General features: G+C 51.7%; 20 protein-coding genes. All 20 read left to right on the plus strand.

Annotated elements, in window-relative coordinates:
• Positions 1 to 41: 41 nt before the first annotated feature.
• The 20 genes from DQG23_RS00455 to proS all read left to right on the plus strand — a co-directional run bounded on the left by DQG23_RS00455 (position 42) and on the right by proS (position 18,449).
• Positions 42 to 1,121 (plus strand): protein-glutamate methylesterase/protein-glutamine glutaminase, encoded by a 1,080-nt coding sequence (locus tag DQG23_RS00455; protein ID WP_113028836.1) that lies wholly within the window; start codon positions 42 to 44, stop codon positions 1,119 to 1,121.
• A gap of 56 nt (positions 1,122 to 1,177) precedes the next feature.
• The gene (locus DQG23_RS00460; protein WP_113028837.1) at positions 1,178 to 3,211 is read left to right on the plus strand and encodes a chemotaxis protein CheA; all 2,034 of its coding nucleotides are present in this window, start codon (positions 1,178 to 1,180) and stop codon (positions 3,209 to 3,211) included.
• Positions 3,212 to 3,241: 30 nt separating this feature from the next.
• Entirely contained in the window at positions 3,242 to 3,703 is a 462-nt protein-coding gene (locus DQG23_RS00465; protein ID WP_113028838.1) for a chemotaxis protein CheW, read from the plus strand.
• A 37-nt stretch (positions 3,704 to 3,740) separates the two neighbouring features.
• Complete coding sequence (locus DQG23_RS00470) at positions 3,741 to 4,328, plus strand: chemotaxis protein CheC (protein WP_113029529.1); 588 nt, start codon at positions 3,741 to 3,743, stop codon at positions 4,326 to 4,328.
• Positions 4,325 to 4,819: a chemotaxis protein CheD gene (locus DQG23_RS00475; protein ID WP_113028839.1), complete on the plus strand. Its 495-nt coding sequence runs from the start codon at positions 4,325 to 4,327 to the stop codon at positions 4,817 to 4,819. The genes DQG23_RS00470 and DQG23_RS00475 overlap by 4 nt, the downstream gene beginning before the upstream one ends.
• A gap of 3 nt (positions 4,820 to 4,822) precedes the next feature.
• Positions 4,823 to 5,248, plus strand: a complete 426-nt coding sequence (locus DQG23_RS00480; protein ID WP_113028840.1) for a hypothetical protein — start codon at positions 4,823 to 4,825, stop codon at positions 5,246 to 5,248.
• A gap of 18 nt (positions 5,249 to 5,266) precedes the next feature.
• A complete protein-coding gene (locus DQG23_RS00485; protein ID WP_113028841.1) occupies positions 5,267 to 6,055 on the plus strand; it encodes a FliA/WhiG family RNA polymerase sigma factor in 789 nt (262 codons plus the stop codon).
• A 24-nt stretch (positions 6,056 to 6,079) separates the two neighbouring features.
• Positions 6,080 to 7,489, plus strand: a complete 1,410-nt coding sequence (locus DQG23_RS00490; protein WP_420330185.1) for a DUF342 domain-containing protein — start codon at positions 6,080 to 6,082, stop codon at positions 7,487 to 7,489.
• A 32-nt stretch (positions 7,490 to 7,521) separates the two neighbouring features.
• Positions 7,522 to 7,839 (plus strand): hypothetical protein, encoded by a 318-nt coding sequence (locus DQG23_RS00495; protein WP_113028843.1) that lies wholly within the window; start codon positions 7,522 to 7,524, stop codon positions 7,837 to 7,839.
• Positions 7,840 to 7,877: 38 nt separating this feature from the next.
• Positions 7,878 to 8,462 (plus strand): DUF6115 domain-containing protein, encoded by a 585-nt coding sequence (locus DQG23_RS00500; protein WP_113028844.1) that lies wholly within the window; start codon positions 7,878 to 7,880, stop codon positions 8,460 to 8,462.
• Complete coding sequence (locus tag DQG23_RS00505; protein WP_113028845.1) at positions 8,455 to 9,078, plus strand: MltG/YceG/YrrL family protein; 624 nt, start codon at positions 8,455 to 8,457, stop codon at positions 9,076 to 9,078. The genes DQG23_RS00500 and DQG23_RS00505 overlap by 8 nt, the downstream gene beginning before the upstream one ends.
• A gap of 394 nt (positions 9,079 to 9,472) precedes the next feature.
• The gene (gene rpsB, locus DQG23_RS00510) at positions 9,473 to 10,171 is read left to right on the plus strand and encodes a 30S ribosomal protein S2 (RefSeq protein WP_113028846.1); all 699 of its coding nucleotides are present in this window, start codon (positions 9,473 to 9,475) and stop codon (positions 10,169 to 10,171) included.
• A 175-nt stretch (positions 10,172 to 10,346) separates the two neighbouring features.
• Positions 10,347 to 11,000: a translation elongation factor Ts gene (gene tsf / locus DQG23_RS00515; RefSeq protein WP_113028847.1), complete on the plus strand. Its 654-nt coding sequence runs from the start codon at positions 10,347 to 10,349 to the stop codon at positions 10,998 to 11,000.
• Positions 11,001 to 11,121: 121 nt separating this feature from the next.
• On the plus strand, positions 11,122 to 11,850 hold the full coding sequence (gene pyrH / locus DQG23_RS00520) for a UMP kinase (RefSeq protein ID WP_113028848.1): 729 nt from the start codon (positions 11,122 to 11,124) through the stop codon (positions 11,848 to 11,850).
• Entirely contained in the window at positions 11,850 to 12,407 is a 558-nt protein-coding gene (frr, locus tag DQG23_RS00525; RefSeq protein ID WP_113028849.1) for a ribosome recycling factor, read from the plus strand. The genes pyrH and frr overlap by 1 nt, the downstream gene beginning before the upstream one ends.
• A gap of 89 nt (positions 12,408 to 12,496) precedes the next feature.
• A complete protein-coding gene (locus DQG23_RS00530) occupies positions 12,497 to 13,264 on the plus strand; it encodes an isoprenyl transferase (protein ID WP_113028850.1) in 768 nt (255 codons plus the stop codon).
• 42 nt (positions 13,265 to 13,306) lie between these two features.
• Positions 13,307 to 14,104: a phosphatidate cytidylyltransferase gene (locus DQG23_RS00535; RefSeq protein ID WP_113028851.1), complete on the plus strand. Its 798-nt coding sequence runs from the start codon at positions 13,307 to 13,309 to the stop codon at positions 14,102 to 14,104.
• 39 nt (positions 14,105 to 14,143) lie between these two features.
• Positions 14,144 to 15,292 (plus strand): 1-deoxy-D-xylulose-5-phosphate reductoisomerase, encoded by a 1,149-nt coding sequence (locus tag DQG23_RS00540; RefSeq protein WP_113028852.1) that lies wholly within the window; start codon positions 14,144 to 14,146, stop codon positions 15,290 to 15,292.
• 364 nt (positions 15,293 to 15,656) lie between these two features.
• Complete coding sequence (gene rseP / locus DQG23_RS00545; protein ID WP_113028853.1) at positions 15,657 to 16,913, plus strand: RIP metalloprotease RseP; 1,257 nt, start codon at positions 15,657 to 15,659, stop codon at positions 16,911 to 16,913.
• 87 nt (positions 16,914 to 17,000) lie between these two features.
• On the plus strand, positions 17,001 to 18,449 hold the full coding sequence (proS, locus tag DQG23_RS00550; protein WP_113028854.1) for a proline--tRNA ligase: 1,449 nt from the start codon (positions 17,001 to 17,003) through the stop codon (positions 18,447 to 18,449).
• Positions 18,450 to 18,580: the final 131 nt, after the last annotated feature.

The following is an 18,580-nucleotide window of genomic DNA, read 5'->3' on the forward strand; positions in this document are numbered from 1 at the left end:
ATACTTTCATCAATTCAATCACCGACGAAAGGGGGATCGCCATGCCATACCGCGTATTAGTTGTTGACGATTCCGTGTTCATGCGAAAAATGATTTCCGATATGATCGCGGAACACCCCCAATTTACGGTAGTCGCTGCTGCAAAAAACGGCAACGAGGCTGTGGAGTTTACGAAGCAGTACAAGCCGGATGTCATCACGATGGATGTAGAAATGCCGGAGATGAACGGGCTTGATGCGCTCCGTATTATTATGAAGGAACATCCGACGCCGGTTGTCATGCTCAGCAGTTTGACGCAGGAAGGCGCGAATGAAACGATCTTGGCATTGGAGTGGGGGGCGGTCGATTTCGTCAGAAAACCGTCGGGGTCCATCTCATTGGATATACATAAGGTTAAGGCTTTGATTCACGAAAAGCTGCTGGCGGCCGCGGCATCGAAGGTTAGAAGGCTGGGCTTCGCGATACCGCAAGCGAGACCCGTCGTCATGAAGCCGCCGGAACCGGCGCCTTCCGATCCGACGGCGAATTTGCCGGCGGAGAAGCTGGAGCATCTCGTCGCAATCGGGACGTCGACCGGCGGTCCGCGAGCGCTGCAGCAGGTGCTCGTTCGTCTTCCGGCTTCATTTAAGGCGCCGATTATGATCGTCCAGCATATGCCTCCGAACTTCACCAAATCGTTGGCTCAACGGCTGGATTCGGTTTGCGGCATAAGAGTCGTTGAAGCGGCCGACGGGATGCCGCTGCGGAACGGCACCGCTTATATTGCGCCTGGAGGCTTTCATATGACGCTTGTGCGCGACGGGAGCAAAGGGTATAAGGTGCGGATTACGAAAGACGAGCTGCGCTCCGGACATCGGCCTTCCGTAGATAAGCTGTTCGAATCGCTGGTCTCGTTTACGGAGCTTCGCAGGCATATCGTATTGATGACCGGCATGGGCAGCGACGGCGCAGCCGGAATGGCGGCGCTCAAGCAATCCGGAGCCGAGACGACCATCGCCGAAGCTGAAGAAACGTGCGTCGTGTACGGTATGCCGAGAGCGGCTGTCGAGAAAAATGCCGTCATGCATATTTTGCCGCAGCAGGATATTCCGGCTAAATTGATTCAGACCGTCATGCATTAACGAAAAAGACGTTTGGTCCGTACCGTAATCGATCGATCTTCGTGGAGGTGTTGGGAGTGGAATTGAATCAATATTTATCAATGTTTATCGATGAATCCAAAGATCACCTGCAGGCGATGAATGAAAACCTGCTCGCCCTCGAGCAGCAGCCGAATGAAATAAGCATCGTTCATAACATTTTTCGTTCGGCGCATACGCTCAAGGGGATGTCGGCGACGATGGGGTACGAAGACCTGGCCTCGCTGACGCACCAAATGGAAAATGTGCTGGACCTGGTCCGCAACCTGAAGCTTGGCATGAATGCATACATATTCGACGTCCTGTTCAAAAGCTTGGATGCGCTGGAATCGATGGTTAACGACATTATCGACGGAGGCACGGGAAGGCTTGACGTTTCGCATATCGTCACGATGCTGAAATCGATCGAATCGGGCGATTACGGGGGACAGGCGCAAAGCAAAGCGGCGGGAGCCGCAAGCGGCGGCCAATCCGATGTCGACGAGTTTCAATATTCGATCATGGAGCAGTCGATCGAAGCAGGCATGAGCGTATTTTATATCGAGGTTACCGTCCGCGAGGATTGCGTATTAAAAGCCGCACGCGCTTATATGGTGTTCACTCAGCTCGAGCAGAACGGCGAAGTGATCAAGGCGATACCGGGCGTCGAAGATATCGAGCAAGAAAAATTCGATAAGATGTTCGCGGTGTATTACGTATCCGGCATTGAACAAGCGCAGCTGGAGAAGCTGATCGGCGACGTTTCGGAAATCGAGTCGGTTAACGTTGTGCCGATCACCTTGGATAATTTACGGCAAATCGCCAGAGGCGGACAGCAGAAAACGGCGCAAGCCGACAACCTGCCAATGGAGAACAAGCAAGCGGCGGCGGACAAGCCTGCAGGCGAGAAAGCTCCCGCTCCCGTACAAGGCGGAGGGGGCCAGGCGAGCAGAACGATCCGCGTCGATATCGAACGGCTGGATACGCTCATGAACCTGTTCAGCGAGCTGCTGATCGACCGCGTGCGGCTCGAGCAGCTGGCCGGAGAAGTCCGCCGCAACGATCTGATCGAAACCGTCGAGCATATGGCAAGAGTAAGCAGCGATCTGCAAAATATCGTTCTCAAGCTGAGAATGGTTCCGGTAGAGACGGTATTCAACCGGTTTCCCCGCATGATTCGCGATATTGCCAAGTCGCTCGACAAGAAAGTGGATCTAGTCATAACCGGCGCGGAAACAGAGCTGGACCGGACCGTTATCGACGAAATCGGAGATCCGCTTGTCCATTTGCTGCGCAACGCGATCGATCATGGCGTCGAATCGGTTCAAGAGCGTCTCGATACCGGCAAGAACGATACCGGCACGATTCAGCTCAAGGCGTTCCATAGCGGCAATCATGTTTTTATTGAAATCGAAGATGACGGCAAAGGCATTCATCGCGAGAAGGTGCTGAAGACTGCGCTCAAAAACGGCGTCGTTACGCAAGAGCAGGCGGCGAAAATGAGCGATCAGGAAGTTTACCAGCTGCTGTTCGCTTCCGGTTTCAGCACCGCCGACAAAATTTCCGACATTTCCGGCCGCGGCGTCGGGCTTGATGTCGTCAAGACCAAAATCCAAACGCTCGGCGGTCATGTGCATGTCGATTCGAAGCTCGGCTCGGGTACGAAGTTTTCCGTACAGCTGCCGCTTACGCTCTCGATCATCGCGGCGATGCTGATCCGGATCGGAAACGAGAAATACGCGCTGCCGCTTTCCTCGATCGTGGAAACGATGGCGATGCCGGCGGAGAAGGTGCGGCTCGTGCATGGCAACCGTCTGATCGATTACCGCAAGAGCGTCATTCCGATCGTTTCGTTGAGCAGCGTGTTTCAAGTGCCGGGATGCGATTCGGATAGCAAAGAGCTGCATTTGGTCGTCGTCCGCAAAGGCGATAAAATAGCGGCTTTGCAGGTGGACGATTTTATCGGCCAGCAAGAAATCGTATTGAAATCGCTCGGAAAATATTTGACGAACATCTTTGCGATTTCCGGGGCTACCATTCTTGGCGACGGTCAAGTCGCGCTTATTATCGATCCTAACGCATTGATTAAATAACGATCATATCCGAATCGGGGAGGGCTTATCGTGAACGAAGAAATGAAAGTGATCGTGTTTACGCTCGGCAGCGAAGAGTACGGGGTAGAAGTGGAGAAAGTGAAAACAATCGAGCGCATGATGCCGATGACACGCGTTCCGAAAACGTTCCATTTCGTCAAAGGAGTCATCAACCTGCGCGGCGTCGTCACGCCGATCATCGATTTGCGCGGGCGTTTCGGGCTGGAGGAAACGGAGCCTACGGACCAAACTCGAATCATCATTATCAATATTAATGATATCGAAGTAGGCATGGTTGTCGATTCGGCGAGCGATGTGATCGACTTGGAATCGGAAACCGTGGAGGATCCTCCGGAAATCGTCGGAGGCGTCAAGGCGAAATACTTGCGCGGCGTGGCTAGAATCGGCGACGATCGGCTATTGGTGCTGCTGAACCTGGAAGAAGTGTTGAACAAGAGCGAAATTATCCAGCTGGAACATATTGAGGAGTAGAGCCGTGAGCGATTTTACAGCGTTTGCCGAGTTCCAGATGGACGTGTTGAAGGAAGTGGGCAATATTGGCGCGGGTCATGCCGCGACGGCATTGTCCACGCTCCTAGATAAACCGGTCGATATGCTTGTTCCGAAAGTCCGCCTCGTCCCGTTCGAGGAAGTAGCGGACACCGTCGGCGGGAACGAGAAGATCATTTTGGCTATCTTTTTGCGGGTGGAAGGGGAAACGTCGGGCAATATGTTTTTTCTCCTGTCGCTCGAATCCGCGAAAAGGATGCTTCAAAGCATAGCCGGCATTGAAGTGGAGGATTCGGAGCATTTTTCGGAAATGGAACTTTCCGCTCTAAACGAAATCGGCAATATTTTAGCCGGATCGTTCTTGACATCGCTCGCAGATTTCACGAAGCTGTCGATGAGTCCGACGGTTCCTGCTCTCGCGATCGATATGGCCGGCGCAATCGTCAGCTACGGATTGCTGGAATACGGGCAGATGGGCGACCGGGCGATGCTGATCGATACGAAATTTTTGAACGGACAAGATACGATTGAAGGGCAGTTTTATTTCATCCCTGATCCGCAATCGTTTGACACTATCTTCTCCGCATTAGGAGTACCGCCCAAATGACGCAAACGAACCTGATCAAGGTAGGCATGGCAGACTTGAACGTTGCCCGTTTAACCGGCGTGCTCAAAACGACAGGGCTGGGCTCCTGCGTTGGCGTAACGCTTTTCGATGCAAGACAGAAAATAGCAGGTATGGCCCATGTTATGCTTCCGTCCTCGGAAATAGCTAAGGAAGGAAGCCTCAATGTAGCGAAATATGCAGATACGGCGCTTCCCGAAATGATACGCAGGATGAAGGAGCTGGGCGCATCGATGGATCGGATGGAGGCGAAGCTGGCTGGCGGCGCACAAATGTTCGCATTCGCTACAGGCAGCGATACGATGCGAATCGGCCCGAGAAACGTTGATGCGTGCAAGGAAATGCTGAAGAAGTTTTCGATTCCGATTAAAGCTGAAGATACGGGTGGTAATTATGGAAGAACGATTGAATTTGATAGTGAAACCGGTATTCTCGTCATTCGAAGCGTTAATTTCGGCGTTAAGGAATTGTAAACGATGATTGGAAATTACCGTTGGAATTCGGTTGTCGCTTTATTGGGCGTTGTGCTCACCTTCATGATGTCTATGGGGCATAACTCGCTGTCGACGACCTTCATGCGCTGTCTTTACAGCTTTATTCTTTTGTTTCTCGCCGTATATGCATTCCGCTTTCTGTTAGGTACGTTTGCCGGTATATCGAATGATGCGCTGAGCGGGAAAGCATTCCGCGAGGAAACGGCTAACGATGCGCAAAAAGGAAGCTGGTACGATATGAGCACGCCCGATGACGACGCCCAGATTCATGAGATGCTGAAGGGCAATATGAATGCTGGGCAGGACGATTCGTCATTTTCGCCTCTGAATCCACCGAAGCTGGTCACCAAGAGCAACATGGAACCCGAAGATATGGCAAAAGCGCTTCGACATATGTCAGAAGAGTAAGGAAGGTGTACGTCCGTCATGATCGAGCATAAGCAGCCGCATTTGTCCAATATGGAGCTTTGGAGGCAATGGAAAGAAGACGGAATTCTGCAAGCGAAAAAAAACTTGATCGAGCAGTATTTGCCGCTCGTCGAATTCGTGACGAACCGTCTGGCGATCGGGTTGCCGAAAAACGTAAGCAAAGACGATCTCTACAGCCACGGCATCATGGGGCTCATCGACGCTATCGAAAAGTTCGATTATCGTCGCGGCTTGCAGTTTGAAACCTACGCGTCTTGGCGCATTCGCGGATCTATTATCGACGGACTTCGTCAAGGCGACTGGGTGCCTCGTTCCATTCGGGAGAAAGCGAAGCGGATCGAGGATGCCTACCAGAAGCTGGAGCAGAAATATATGCGCTCCGTTACCGATAAGGAAATGAGCGAGTATTTGGAAGTGTCCGAGACGGAATTCAACCAGATGATTCAGGATATCGCCGTCACGTCCGTTTGCTCCATCGACGACCCGATTCGCGAAGAGGAGTCGGAAACGAGGCTCTCCTTGCTGATCGACGATAAAGCCAAAAATCCCGAGTATAAAGTGAACAAGTTTTTCTTGAAGGAGACGCTTGCCAAAGCGATCGAAAGATTGACGGAGAAAGAGCGTACGGTCGTTTCCTTGTTCTATTTCGACGACTTGTCGCTTAGCGAAATCGCGGAAGTGATGTCGCTGTCGCCTTCGCGCATCTCGCAGCTGCATTCCAAAGCGATTTTACGGCTTCGCGGATCGTTGAACCGGTTTAAAGTACAGCTTTTTGTTGATCAATAAATTCGGAAGCAAGGGGGGGTTATTGTGAGCGATTCCGCTCATCCTTCGGAACATTTCATTAAAGTGACCGTTTCGGGCGACAAACTGAAAGCTTTTATGCAACTGACGAACCTCGATGAATCGATCCGATTTTCGGTCCTTCAATTGGAAAGCATTCTGCAGGCCCGACAGGTAACTGTAGGGGTGAAGCGGGATGTTCTCCAGGAGCTTGCGAGCAATCCGTCGGCATTTTACGATGAGAAAGCGGTCGTGGCCGAAGGGGAACTGGCGGTTAACGGCGAGGACGGATATGTAACTTTATTACATAACTTGGATCAGGACGGCAAAAAACCGCTCGAGATGGAAGACGGCAAGGTGAACTACAAGGAAGTGACCGTCTTGAGCAACGTTCGCAAGGGAGAGCTGATTGCCAGGAGAGTCCCTCCGAAGCAAGGGGCTCCCGGCAGAGCGGTCACGGGCGAGGTTCTGCTGCCCAGAGAGGGAAAGGCGGCCCACTTCAAGAACGGCAAAAATGTCGTCGTCGATAGGGAAGGGCTCCATATGTATGCCGCAATCGACGGGATGATCGTCAAGACGGACCGCGACAAAATCAACGTTTTTCCTGTTTTCGAGGTCAACGGAGACGTCGACTACAATATCGGCAATATCGATTTCGTCGGAACCGTAGTGATCCGCGGCAGCGTGCTGCCCGGCTTTAAGGTGAAAGCTTCGGGAGATATACGCGTTACCGGCGGCGTCGAGGCGGCCGAATTGGAAGCGGGCGGCTCGATTGAGATCAGCGCGGGCATTCTCGGACAAAATAAGGGCTTGATTAAAGCCGGACTGAATGTCAAAAGCTCGTTTATTCAGGACGGTAATGTGGAAGCTGCGGGGGACGTAATCGTTACGCAGAGCATTATGCATTCGAACGTTCGTGCGGGAAACAGCGTGGTTTGTCTCGGGGCGAAGGGCCTGATCGTCGGCGGCATTATTCAAGCCGGCGAGAAGGTGACGGCCCGGACGATCGGCAATTCGATGTCGACGAACACGATTGTTGAGGTAGGTGTGCTTCCGGAGCTGAGAAACGAGCTTATCAACTTGAGAAGCCAGCTGAAAACAGGACAGGATAGCCTCGATAAAACGGATAAAGCGCTTGTCATTCTCGATCAGATGGCTGCAGCCGGGCAACTGACGCCGGATAGACTCAGCATTCGTCTCAAGCTCCAGCTTACCAAAAAACAAACGAACGAAGAATTGTCCCAAATCCGGGAGCGCATACTTGAAATCGAAAAATCGTTGTCCGACACGGAAAAGGCCAAGATCGAAGTGCATGCCATCATTTACGGCGGCGCAAAAATCGTTCTCGGCAGGTATACGAAATTTATTAAAGATCCGCTGCAGCGCGTCGTTTTCCGAATAGCGGACGGGGATGTTTCGTTGGTTCCTTACTTATAAAGATCTGCTTCGGCAGGAAACGAGGTGAGCCCATGAACTTCAAACCGGTAGATCTGCAGCTTGCTGTTCATCGAAACGGCGATGCCGGACAGCTGCAAAATCAATTGCAGCAAAAACCGATGCTCGATCAAGCCGCAGCGGCGAGCGCCATGCACAAAAACGCGGAAGTGAATCGTACGCGAAGCGAGAAAAGCGAAGCGTCCGCCAAAGCGAGCGTTCGCGATGAGCGCAAACGGGCGAAGCAGAACAGGAATGCGGGAGATACGAACGGGCCGAACAAAGATACGGATAGCGCTGCGCCAAGCTGCGAGCATCCGTACAAGGGGCATCGGATCGATTTGTCGCTATAGCTTTCTTGTCGTGCTGAACTGAAGAAAAGAGGTCTATCATGGAAGATTGGGTCATGCTCTCTTTGCTCGGAGTCGGGTGCATCGTCGCCTCGCGCTTCATACCGGACAAAGCGTCGGCTCCTGCCGCCAATATGGTAAGGGAGCTCGAGGAAACGATGGAGCATTTCGCGTCGGAAATCGAGGAAGAGAACAAGCAATTGCTTGACTCGGTATCGCAAATGAAACAGACGCACGAGCAACAGGTCAACAAGCTGACGCACAAAATCGAAACGCTCGAAAAGCAAAGTCACGAGCTTTCGAGCGAATTAAAGCAGCTGATTTTCAGCAAATTGCAAGCAATTGAAAATGGAAACGCTTATCCGGCTGCGGCATCTGCAAGTGAAACGATTAGCGAGAAGCAGGAAGACAAGACTCCGCTAATTCCCTCCTCCGCCGTCGAGCAGCGCGAGGACGAACAGCAGCAAACGGTATCGATCGGTTTGCGTGATCGATTTGCACATATATTCGACCTGTATGACGAAGGGAAATCGATCGAGCATATCGCCAAGAAGCTGGGACTTACGAAAGGCGAAATCAACTTGATCCTGCAGCTCGCCAAACAGGAGGAAGAGAATCGTGAATAAGCTGCGAAATGTTTTAGCCGGATTCGGCGCCGGTCTCATCGTCGCTTCCATCACGCTGCAGCTGACTTCGTCCTCCGGCGGACCTAATGAGACTTCGCAGTCTTCATCCGGCTCCACGCAGCTCGACGAAAGCAATGTGAAGAAGTGGGCGGAAGAAAACGGCTATCAATTGGTTAAAAAAGAAGCGAAAGCGGCTTCGGCATTGAACCCTGCAGCGAGTCCTGCAGCAAGCCCATCGGCCGCTCCTGCAGCAAGTCCTACGGCGAGTCCTGCGTCAAGCCCTACGTCAAGCCCTGCGGCAAGTCCATCGGCAGCGCGCGATGCCGCCGTCTCGCCATCGCCGACACCATCGCCGACTTCGCTCCAAACGCCGGAGATATCCCCTCCCGTAACGCCTGTCGAGCCTAAGAGCGTCACCATACCGGGAGGCGTCAGTTCGACGCAGGTCGGGGAAATCTTGGCTGATGCAGGCATTGTCGACAAGTCCGCATTCGACCAGGCGCTTCGTCAAGCTCAGGCGTTCACGAAGATTCGCAGCGGCACGTATACGTTTTCTCCTGGCGAAGACCCGCAGAACATCATCGATGAATTAACGAAGGTTCCGAAGTTTCAATAAGGATGCGGGGCGGGCGCGTGAAAGACGCCGCAGCCGCGTATTCTTGTTAGGAAAGTCGTTCATGGATGCGGCTCTAAACTTGCGCTAAACGCCGGCGTTTAGGTCGCCAGGAGGCATTTACCCTCGAAATTTCAGAAAATATATCTCTGCCGATCGATCGATTTCCCGGTAAACGCGCCTGCCCTTAAATGGCAGCGTAGCCGTTTATCTTTGAAGAAGTTTCATGTTGTTAAGGGAAGTGTTGCAACGATTCTGTCAGTTATGGTATAGTTATTGTCGGCGTTGAAAAACACACGTCGATCAATTCGCGCAAAGGTGCTTTTTTCGAAAAGTTTTGCGATGAAGATGCGATCGGCGGAGGCCACAAAAACCAAACTTGAGGAGGTGAGTGAAGATGGCAGTCATTTCGATGAAACAGCTGCTTGAGGCTGGTGTACATTTCGGACACCAAACTCGTCGCTGGAACCCGAAAATGGATAAATACATCTTCACCGAAAGAAACGGCATTTACATTATCGACCTGCAAAAAACGGTTAAAAAGGTCGAGGAGGCTTACAACTTCGTTAAGTCTGTTGCCGCTGAGAATGGAACGTTCCTGTTCGTAGGAACAAAGAAACAAGCGCAAGATTCCGTTAAAGAAGAAGCGGAACGTTGCGGTATGTTCTACATCAACCAACGTTGGCTCGGCGGAACGCTGACCAACTTCCAAACGATCCAAAAACGGATCGACCGCCTCCACCAGCTGGAGAAATGGGAACAAGACGGTACGTTCGAAGTTCTTCCGAAGAAAGAAGTTATCATTCTTCGTAAAGAAATGGAACGTCTGGAGAAATTCCTGGGCGGCATCAAAGGCATGAAAGGCCTGCCAAGCGCATTGTTCATCATCGACCCGCGCAAAGAGCGCATCGCGGTCGCTGAAGCGCGCAAGCTTGGTATCCCAATTGTCGGTATCGTCGACACCAACTGCGATCCGGATGAGATCGACTATGTCATCCCGGGTAACGACGACGCGATTCGCGCGGTCAAGCTGTTGACGGCGAAAATTGCCGATGCGGTTATCGAAGCTCATCAAGGCGAGCAAACAACTGCTTAAACCCAAATGTGAACGCAACAAGAAAGGGTGGGTTGAAGGTGAATAACCTATCACCCGCCCTTTTTTTGAAGGAAAACGAATTGAAGATTTTGGAATTTCCACCCCCGCAGCGAACCTTGGAAAAGCTGTCATAGCTCTTCGTCGCTTTGCGGGATTACTAAAGGAGGATATACGAATGTCAGCAGTTAGTGCAGCAATGGTTAAAGAATTGCGTGAAAAAACAGGAGCAGGGATGCTCGATTGTAAAAAAGCTTTAGAAGCGGCAAACGGCGATATGACGAAAGCAATCGAAGTATTGCGCGAGAAAGGCCTTGCAGCGGCTGCTAATAAAGCGGGACGTATTGCAACGGAAGGCGCCGTAGGCTCCTACATCCACGCAGGCGGACGGATCGGCGTTCTCGTCGAAATCAACTGCGAAACGGATTTCGTAGCGAAAACCGACCAATTCAAAGACTTCGTTAAAGATATCGCGATGCACATTTCGGCATCCAACCCGAAATTCATCAGCCGCGACGAAGTTCCGCTAGAAGAGCTCGAGAAAGAACGCGAAATTTTGAAAGCTCAAGCATTGAACGAAGGCAAGCCAGCGCATATCGTCGATAAAATGGTCGAAGGACGTCTTTCCAAATACTACGAAGAGTTCTGTTTGCTGGAACAATCGTTCATTAAAGACCCTGACAAAACGATCGAAACGCTCGTTAAAGAGAAAATCGCTACAATCGGCGAAAACATCTCGATCCGTCGTTTCGTCCGCTTCGAGCTTGGAGAAGGCCTTGAGAAAAAAGTGGATAATTTCGTTGAAGAAGTAATGGCTCAAGCTAAAATGTAATAGTCGGCTAAACGAAGATGGAACACCTTATCGTGTTCCTTCTTTTTTCAAAGATAGGCAAGTATGCGACTAATCTGTGAACGAAATGAGATTTTTTGCTATTAGCATTGGAGGTTTACAATTGGAACAGCCCAAATACAAACGCGTAGTACTGAAGCTGAGCGGTGAAGCGCTCTCCGGGCAGCAAGGTTATGGCATCGATTCGCTTACGATTGCTTCGATTGCGGAGCAAGTGAAGAAAGTGCACGAGTTGAATGTCGAAGTGGCGATCGTAGTCGGAGGCGGCAACATTTGGCGCGGCATTGCGGGAAGCGCGAAAGGCATCGATCGTGCTACAGCGGATTATATGGGAATGCTTGCGACTGTGATGAACTCGCTTGCGCTGCAGGACGCACTTGAGAACGTCAGCGTGCCGACGCGCGTGCAAACATCGATTACGATGCAGCAAGTAGCCGAGCCGTATATCCGGCGGAGAGCGATTCGCCATCTGGAGAAGGGGCGTGTCGTCATTTTTGCGGCAGGCACCGGCAATCCGTACTTCTCCACCGATACGACGGCAGCGCTCCGGGCGGCAGAGATCGAGGCGGAAGTCATTCTAATGGCCAAAAACAAAGTAGACGGCGTTTATTCGGCCGATCCTTTCAAGGATCCGTCGGCTGTCAAGTACGAGACGCTTACTTATTTAGACGTACTGAACCAAAACTTAGGCGTTATGGATGCTACGGCTTCTTCGCTGTGCATGGATAACAACATTCCTCTGATCGTGTTCTCCATTACGGAGGAAGGCAATATCAGACGTGTCGTTCTTGGTGAAAAAATCGGTACCATCGTTAAAGGGAGTGTAAAATAATGCCGCAATCGGTCAAAAAAAATGCCGATGAACGTATGGAGAAAGCGATCGCTTCTTTGAAAAAAGAACTTGCCTCGCTGCGCGCAGGCCGTGCTACTCCCGCGCTTCTCGACAGAATCCAAGTCGAATATTACGGTGCTATGACACCTGTCAACCAATTGGCGAACATCAATACGCCGGATTCCCGCACGCTGATGATTCAGCCATGGGACAAAAGCTCGATCGGCGCGATCGAGAAAGCGATCATGAAATCCGATCTCGGGCTGACGCCTTCGAACGACGGATCGTCGATCCGAATCGTCATTCCCGCACTAACGGAAGAACGCCGTACCGAGCTTGTCAAAATGACTCGCAAATCCGGCGAAGAAGCGAAGGTTGCCATCCGCAACATTCGACGCGACGCGAATGACGACATTAAGAAGCTTGAGAAATCGGCCGGATTGCCGGAAGACGAATCTCGCCGTCATCAGGATGACGTGCAAAAAGCGACAGACAAATTTATCGCCGAAATCGACAAGACGCTGGCGGCTAAAGAGAAAGAAATCATGGAAGTGTAAGAAAACGTTTGGACCCCCAGTTAGGTGGGGGCTTTTCGCTTTTTCGTAATTTTCTGAATGCGTTCGAATCCGTATGGGGGAAACTTGGAATGAAGCGTTTCTTTAAAAAGCTAGTCGGTGCGAACAACGCTGAGGAGAAATCCGACATTACGGCCACCAATGTTCCACATCACGTTGCCGTTATTATGGATGGAAACGGTAGATGGGCGCAGCAGCGTGGATTGCCGAGAGTAGCGGGACATCATGCCGGAATGAAAAACGTTAAGAAAATAACCGTAGCTGCAAACGATATCGGCGTTAAAGTGCTGACGTTGTACGCGTTCTCGACGGAAAACTGGAAGCGTCCGCGCGACGAGGTCGACTTTTTGATGAAGCTGCCGCAGGAGTTTTTTCCGCTTGAGATCGAGGAGCTTATCGAAAAAAACGTCCAAATCCGAATGACGGGGTGGAAGGAAGACATTCCGCCGCATACGCTTAGGGTCGTAGAAGAAGCGATAGCGAAGACGCAGCACAATGACGGGCTTATTTTGAACTTTGCGTTTAATTACGGCAGCCGCAGAGAAATGCTGGAAGCGATGAGGCAGCTGTTTCAGGAGATGAACGAGGGCAAGCTAACGCCGAAGGAACTTTCCGAAGAGCATGTGAGCAAACATCTCTTGACGTCCGATTTGCCGGATCCGGATCTATTGATTCGCACCAGCGGCGAATTGCGTCTCAGCAACTTTATGCTTTGGCAGCTTGCCTATTCGGAGTTTTGGTTTACGCAGAAATATTGGCCGGATTTTACGGAAGAAATATTTTATGAATCGATTCGTGAATATCAGCGGCGTGTCAGGCGGTACGGCGGTTTGAAATAAATCGCAGACGCTGTCACGCCGTCTGGTTGGAGGAATGATGTTTTGAAGCAGCGAATCATTACCGGGGTTTTAGCAGGGGTCCCATTTTTGGCCTTTTTGTATTTCGGCGGATATTGGTACGCTACCTTGCTTTTTGTACTAGCCTGCATCGGCTATGACGAGTTCATGCGGATGTGCGGAATCGCCAAAAATATGCCGCTGCGAATAATCGGCTTGGCGGGCATATTCGTGCTTGTCGATCCGTGGCAGCTGCAATGGATCGCGGACAACCTGCCGGTTCAAGCGATCATCTGGGTCATCATGCTGTTGTTTTTCGTATTGACCGTAACGACCAAAAACAAGGTGACGGTCGATCAAGTCGCCTTGCTCTTTTTGGCTGTCGTTTACATAGGCTACGGCTTTCATTACATGATCGCCACCCGAATGCCGGAGCAAGGCTTGTTTTGGACATGTCTTGTATTCATCTGCATTTGGATAACGGATTCCGGCGCGTATTTTACGGGTCGGGCGATCGGCAAAACACCGCTATGGCCTGCGATAAGTCCGAAGAAAACGGTAGAGGGCGCACTCGGAGGTGTAGTTTTGTCCGTTATCGCCGCCATACTGTTCGCTCTAGCAAAGCCAGAGCTGCTTAGCGTCGGACGAGCCGTTTCGCTAGGTATCGTAATCGCCATAGTCGGTCAGATGGGCGACTTGATTCAATCCGCTTATAAGCGGGTGAAGGGTATCAAAGATACGGGGAATCTATTGCCCGGGCATGGCGGCGTTCTTGACCGCGTCGACAGCTGGCTGATCGTTTTTCCTTTCGTCAATCTGCTTTCGGTGCTGCCGTCCATGTAGGACGCTGACTAGGAGTCAAGCCTTACAAAGAGGTGCTGGATGAAAAAAATATCGATACTCGGTTCAACAGGCTCCATCGGGACGCAAACGCTCGACGTAATCGCGCATGACCCGGAACGATATTCCGTCGAAGCGCTCGCAGCGGGGGGCAACATAAAGCTGTTGGCCGAACAAATTCGCCGATTTCGCCCTAAGAAAGTTTCCGTTTCGAATAAAGATCACGCAGAGCAATTGAAGCATGAATTTGGCGATGCCGTACAACTTTATTGGGGACATGACGGACTGCTCGAAACGGCTGCCGGGACGGATGCGGACCTTGTCGTGACCGCGATGGTCGGAAGCGTAGGTTTGGAGCCGACGCTTGCGGCGATCGAAGCGGGCAAGCAGATCGGACTTGCCAACAAGGAGACGCTTGTAACTGCCGGGCATCTCGTTACGGCGCTTGCAGCCAAACGAGGCGTGAAGCTGCTGCCGATCGACAGCGAGCACTCGGCCATTTTTCAGTGTCTGAACGGGGAACGCCAAGAAGAAATTTCGAAGCTTATTTTAACGGCATCCGGAGGATCCTTCCGCGACCGGACTCGCGAAGAGCTAGGCGATGTGACCGTGGAACAGGCGCTTAGCCATCCGAACTGGTCGATGGGCGCCAAAATTACGATCGATTCCGCCACGATGGTCAACAAGGGGCTTGAAGTGATTGAGGCTCACTGGTTGTTCCATATGCCGTACGATCGAATCGAAGTGATGCTCCATCCGCAAAGCGTCATCCATTCGATGGTCGAATTCGTCGATAACAGCGTGATTGCGCAGCTGGGGAATCCGGATATGCGGGTGCCGATTCAATACGCGCTTACATACCCGGCACGGTTTAAGACACCTTCCGAGCCTCTTGATCTAAGCAGGATCGGATCGCTCGATTTCAGAAAAATGGATGAAGAGCGTTTTCCGTGTCTCAAGATGGCTTTTGCTTGCGGCAGGGCGGGAGGCACGGCAACGACGGTATTCAACGCTGCGAACGAAGTGGCGGTTTCTAGATTTTTGCAAGGGGAAATACGTTTTCTGCAGATTGAGGACATCATAGAACAGGTGCTTGAGCGTCATGAGCTCATTTCTTCCCCTGATCTCGAGCAAATCATTCATGCGGACGGCTGGGCGCGGATTACCGCGGGCGGCATCGCATGCCAATAATTCCGGACAGCGCTCGCGTTGCCCGGTTTTTTTGAAAAGCAGAGCCTTAGGTTGACGTTTCTGCTTGTCATTTTCGGCGCTGCCGGTTATCCTCGAAATCTCAGAACGTATCTCCGCTGAGGGTTCGATTTCCCGGTAAACATGCCGGTCCTCTAAGCATATGCTTACGAAGTCGCTTTCTTAGAAAGCGTTTAGGACGTCTCAGCCGTTTAGCCCCGAAGAAGAAATGTCACGATATGCTCCCTGAAGGCGGTTGGCTTGTATTCGCAGCCTTAATAATGGTAATCTTAGAACATACGCATGAAAAACGGTAAACGATGCGGCTCGTTTTATGTTGCCGATAGGCCTATAGGGAGGGACTCCATTGTCATATGTCCAGAACGGTTTGCAGATTGTCCTGATGTTTTTTGTGCTTGTTACGCTGCATGAATGGGGACATTTTTATTTCGCCAAGCGCGCGGGAATTTTAGTCAGGGAATTTGCGATCGGTTTTGGCCCGAAGCTATTTTCTTATAGGAAAGGCGAAACGCGGTATACGCTTCGTCTCCTTCCGATCGGCGGATTTGTGAGGATGGCCGGAGAAGATCCGGAAATCGTGCAGATCAATCCCGGTCAGACGATTGCTTGTAAGGTCGTAAACGGCAAAGTGACCGAGTTGTATCTTGATAAGGTGGATTACAGAGTCGATGCGGTGCTGGGCGTTGTCGAGCACATCGATTTGGAGAAAGAGCTGTATGTCCATCTCCAGGTGGAAGACGAGCAAATCCGTTTCCCGATCCATCCTCAGGCGATGATGGTAACGGGAGGCAAGGAGCATCAGATCGCGCCGCTTGACCGTCAATTCGGAAGCAAAACAGTCGGACAAAGGGCGCTTGCGATTTTTGCCGGACCGGTAATGAACTTTTTGCTGGCATTCGTCCTCTTTCTCGTATTTATGATCGTTAACGGCGTGCCCGAGGCTGTCAAGCTCGGCAAAATCGAGTCGGGATCTCCGGCCGAGAAAGCGGGCTTGCAGGCGGGCGATATTATCCGCGAGGTCAATCATGAAGCGATCGGAACGGATCGCGTCAAGCTGACCGAGTTGATTAAAGGGTCGCAGGATAAACCGATGAATTGGATTATCGAGCGCGGCGGCGAGCAGCTGCAGAAAGAAGTGACGCCCAAAGAGAAAGACGGCGCGACGCTCGTCGGAATCGGGCTCGAATGGGATAACCGCGGCGTGAAAGCCGGCGAAGCGGTTACAGGCGCATGGGACAATATGACGTTCGCGACGAAGCAAATTTTGCTCGGGTTCAAAACGCTCGTATTCGGCCAATTCAAAATGGACGATTTGGGCGGTCCGATCCGGATTGTCGAGGAGTCTGGCAAGTATGCGGAGGCAGGTCCCGCTCCGATGATTTTCTGGTCGGCGCTGCTTAGCTTGTACCTCGGTATTTTTAATCTGCTGCCGATCCCTGCGCTTGACGGAAGCCGTCTAGTCTTTCTCGGCATTGAAGCGGTTCGCGGAAGACCGATCGATCCGAATCGCGAAAGCATGGTTCATTTTATCGGCTTCGCCATGTTGATGCTGTTGATGATTGCCGTAACGTACAACGACATTTTACGTTTGATGAAGGGGTAAGGTACGGGATTACGAAGATAATGTTATTATCGCCGGGGCGGGCGTTCTCGTCCCGGTTCATTCGAAAAGTGGGGCAGGAGAATACATATGGCAAACGACAAACAATTTGTCAAAGAAATTACGCCGCAGAGCGAAGATTTTTCCAAATGGTATTTAGACGTTATCAAAAAAGCCGATCTCATGAGTTATTCGCCTGTTCGCGGCTGTATCGTTTTCAAGCCTGACAGCTATGAGATTTGGGAGCTATGCCAACGTGAGCTGGACGCCCGCTTCAAGGAAACCGGCCACCGCAACGCCTATTTTCCGATTTTTATACCCGAGAGCTTCTTCCAAAAGGAAAAGGAGCATGTCGAAGGCTTTAATCCGGAGCTGCCTTGGGTAACCGAGGCCGGCGGCGAGAAGCTGGAGGAACGTCTGGCTATTCGCCCTACATCGGAAACGATGATCGGTCATATGTACGCCGAATGGATTAATTCTTATCGCGATTTGCCGCTGCTTATTAATCAATGGGCGAACGTTGTCAGATGGGAGAAGCGGACGCAGCCGTTTTTGCGGACGAGCGAGTTTCTATGGCAGGAAGGACATACGGCCCACGAAGACGAGGCGGATGCGCGCCGCGAAACGATGCAGATGCTGGAAATTTACCGTGATTTCGTCGAAAATTTCTTGGCTATCCCTGTAATCGTAGGGCAAAAAACGCCTTCCGAGAAGTTTGCGGGCGCAGTCGACACCTATTCGATCGAAGCGATGATGAAGGACGGGAAAGCGGTTCAGGCGGGTACTTCGCATTACTTGGGAACGAACTTCGCAGTAGCGTTCGACATTAAATATTTGGACAGGGAAAATCAGCATACGTTCGCACATACGACCTCTTGGGGCGTTAGCACCCGGCTGATCGGTGCGATGATCATGGTGCACGGGGATGACCGCGGATTGGTTCTTCCGCCTAAAGTGGCGCCGACTCAAGCCGTCATTATTCCGATCGGACCGCCTAAGACGCGCGAGCAGGTTGTGGCGCGGACGAACGAGCTGCACGCTTTATTGAAGCAGGCCGGCGTTAGGGCCAAAGTGGACGACCGTCCCGACCAAAGTCCAGGCTGGAAGTTTAACGAGTATGAGATGCGCGGTATTCCGGTTCGCGTGGAGCTCGGACCTCGCGATATGGAGAACGGGCAAGTCGTTCTCGTTTCCCGCGTATCCGGCGAGAAACGGATTGTCGCACAGGATCGTTTCGTTGAGGAAGTTCAGCAAATGCTGACCGAAATTCACAATGATATGTTCGAGAAGGCGAAGCAGTTCCGCGACGAATATTTTACTTCCGTCGAAACGCTGGACGAGATGAAGCAATTTCTTGATCAGCAGCGCGGCTTCGTGCTTGCCGGCTGGTGCGGCTCCAATGCCTGCGAAGCGCATGTCAAGGAAGAGACGGGGGCGACAAGCCGCAATATCCCGTTCGAGCCTGCCGAGCGTAAGACGAAATGTCTCGTATGCGGCGAAGCGGCAAAACATACGGTGGTATTCGGACGGGCTTACTAGAAGAAATGTGATTGCAGCAAGCTGCGGAGAGCTCTCCGCAGCTTTTCTTTTGGATTAACGGCAAAAAGATTGAGATAAACGGATGTCTCTTATACAATAGTAGGATAGCTAATGTTGCAGAGTTGTTCGAA

It is taken from the genome of Paenibacillus contaminans, assembly GCF_003285015.1.
Taxonomy (GTDB): domain Bacteria; phylum Bacillota; class Bacilli; order Paenibacillales; family NBRC-103111; genus Paenibacillus_V; species Paenibacillus_V contaminans.

Bases quoted from the DNA above. Each gene is read 5' to 3' on its own strand.
- DQG23_RS00455 (WP_113028836.1), top strand. From the start codon at position 42: ATGCCATACCGCGTATTAGTTGTTGACGATTCCGTGTTCATGCGAAAA.
- DQG23_RS00470 (WP_113029529.1), top strand. From the start codon at position 3,741: ATGGACGTGTTGAAGGAAGTGGGCAATATTGGCGCGGGTCATGCCGCG.
- DQG23_RS00475 (WP_113028839.1), top strand. From the start codon at position 4,325: ATGACGCAAACGAACCTGATCAAGGTAGGCATGGCAGACTTGAACGTT.
- DQG23_RS00480 (WP_113028840.1), top strand. From the start codon at position 4,823: ATGATTGGAAATTACCGTTGGAATTCGGTTGTCGCTTTATTGGGCGTT.
- DQG23_RS00485 (WP_113028841.1), top strand. From the start codon at position 5,267: ATGATCGAGCATAAGCAGCCGCATTTGTCCAATATGGAGCTTTGGAGG.
- DQG23_RS00495 (WP_113028843.1), top strand. From the start codon at position 7,522: ATGAACTTCAAACCGGTAGATCTGCAGCTTGCTGTTCATCGAAACGGC.
- DQG23_RS00500 (WP_113028844.1), top strand. From the start codon at position 7,878: ATGGAAGATTGGGTCATGCTCTCTTTGCTCGGAGTCGGGTGCATCGTC.
- rpsB (WP_113028846.1), top strand. From the start codon at position 9,473: ATGGCAGTCATTTCGATGAAACAGCTGCTTGAGGCTGGTGTACATTTC.
- tsf (WP_113028847.1), top strand. From the start codon at position 10,347: ATGTCAGCAGTTAGTGCAGCAATGGTTAAAGAATTGCGTGAAAAAACA.
- frr (WP_113028849.1), top strand. From the start codon at position 11,850: ATGCCGCAATCGGTCAAAAAAAATGCCGATGAACGTATGGAGAAAGCG.
- DQG23_RS00530 (WP_113028850.1), top strand. From the start codon at position 12,497: ATGAAGCGTTTCTTTAAAAAGCTAGTCGGTGCGAACAACGCTGAGGAG.
- DQG23_RS00540 (WP_113028852.1), top strand. From the start codon at position 14,144: ATGAAAAAAATATCGATACTCGGTTCAACAGGCTCCATCGGGACGCAA.
- proS (WP_113028854.1), top strand. From the start codon at position 17,001: ATGGCAAACGACAAACAATTTGTCAAAGAAATTACGCCGCAGAGCGAA.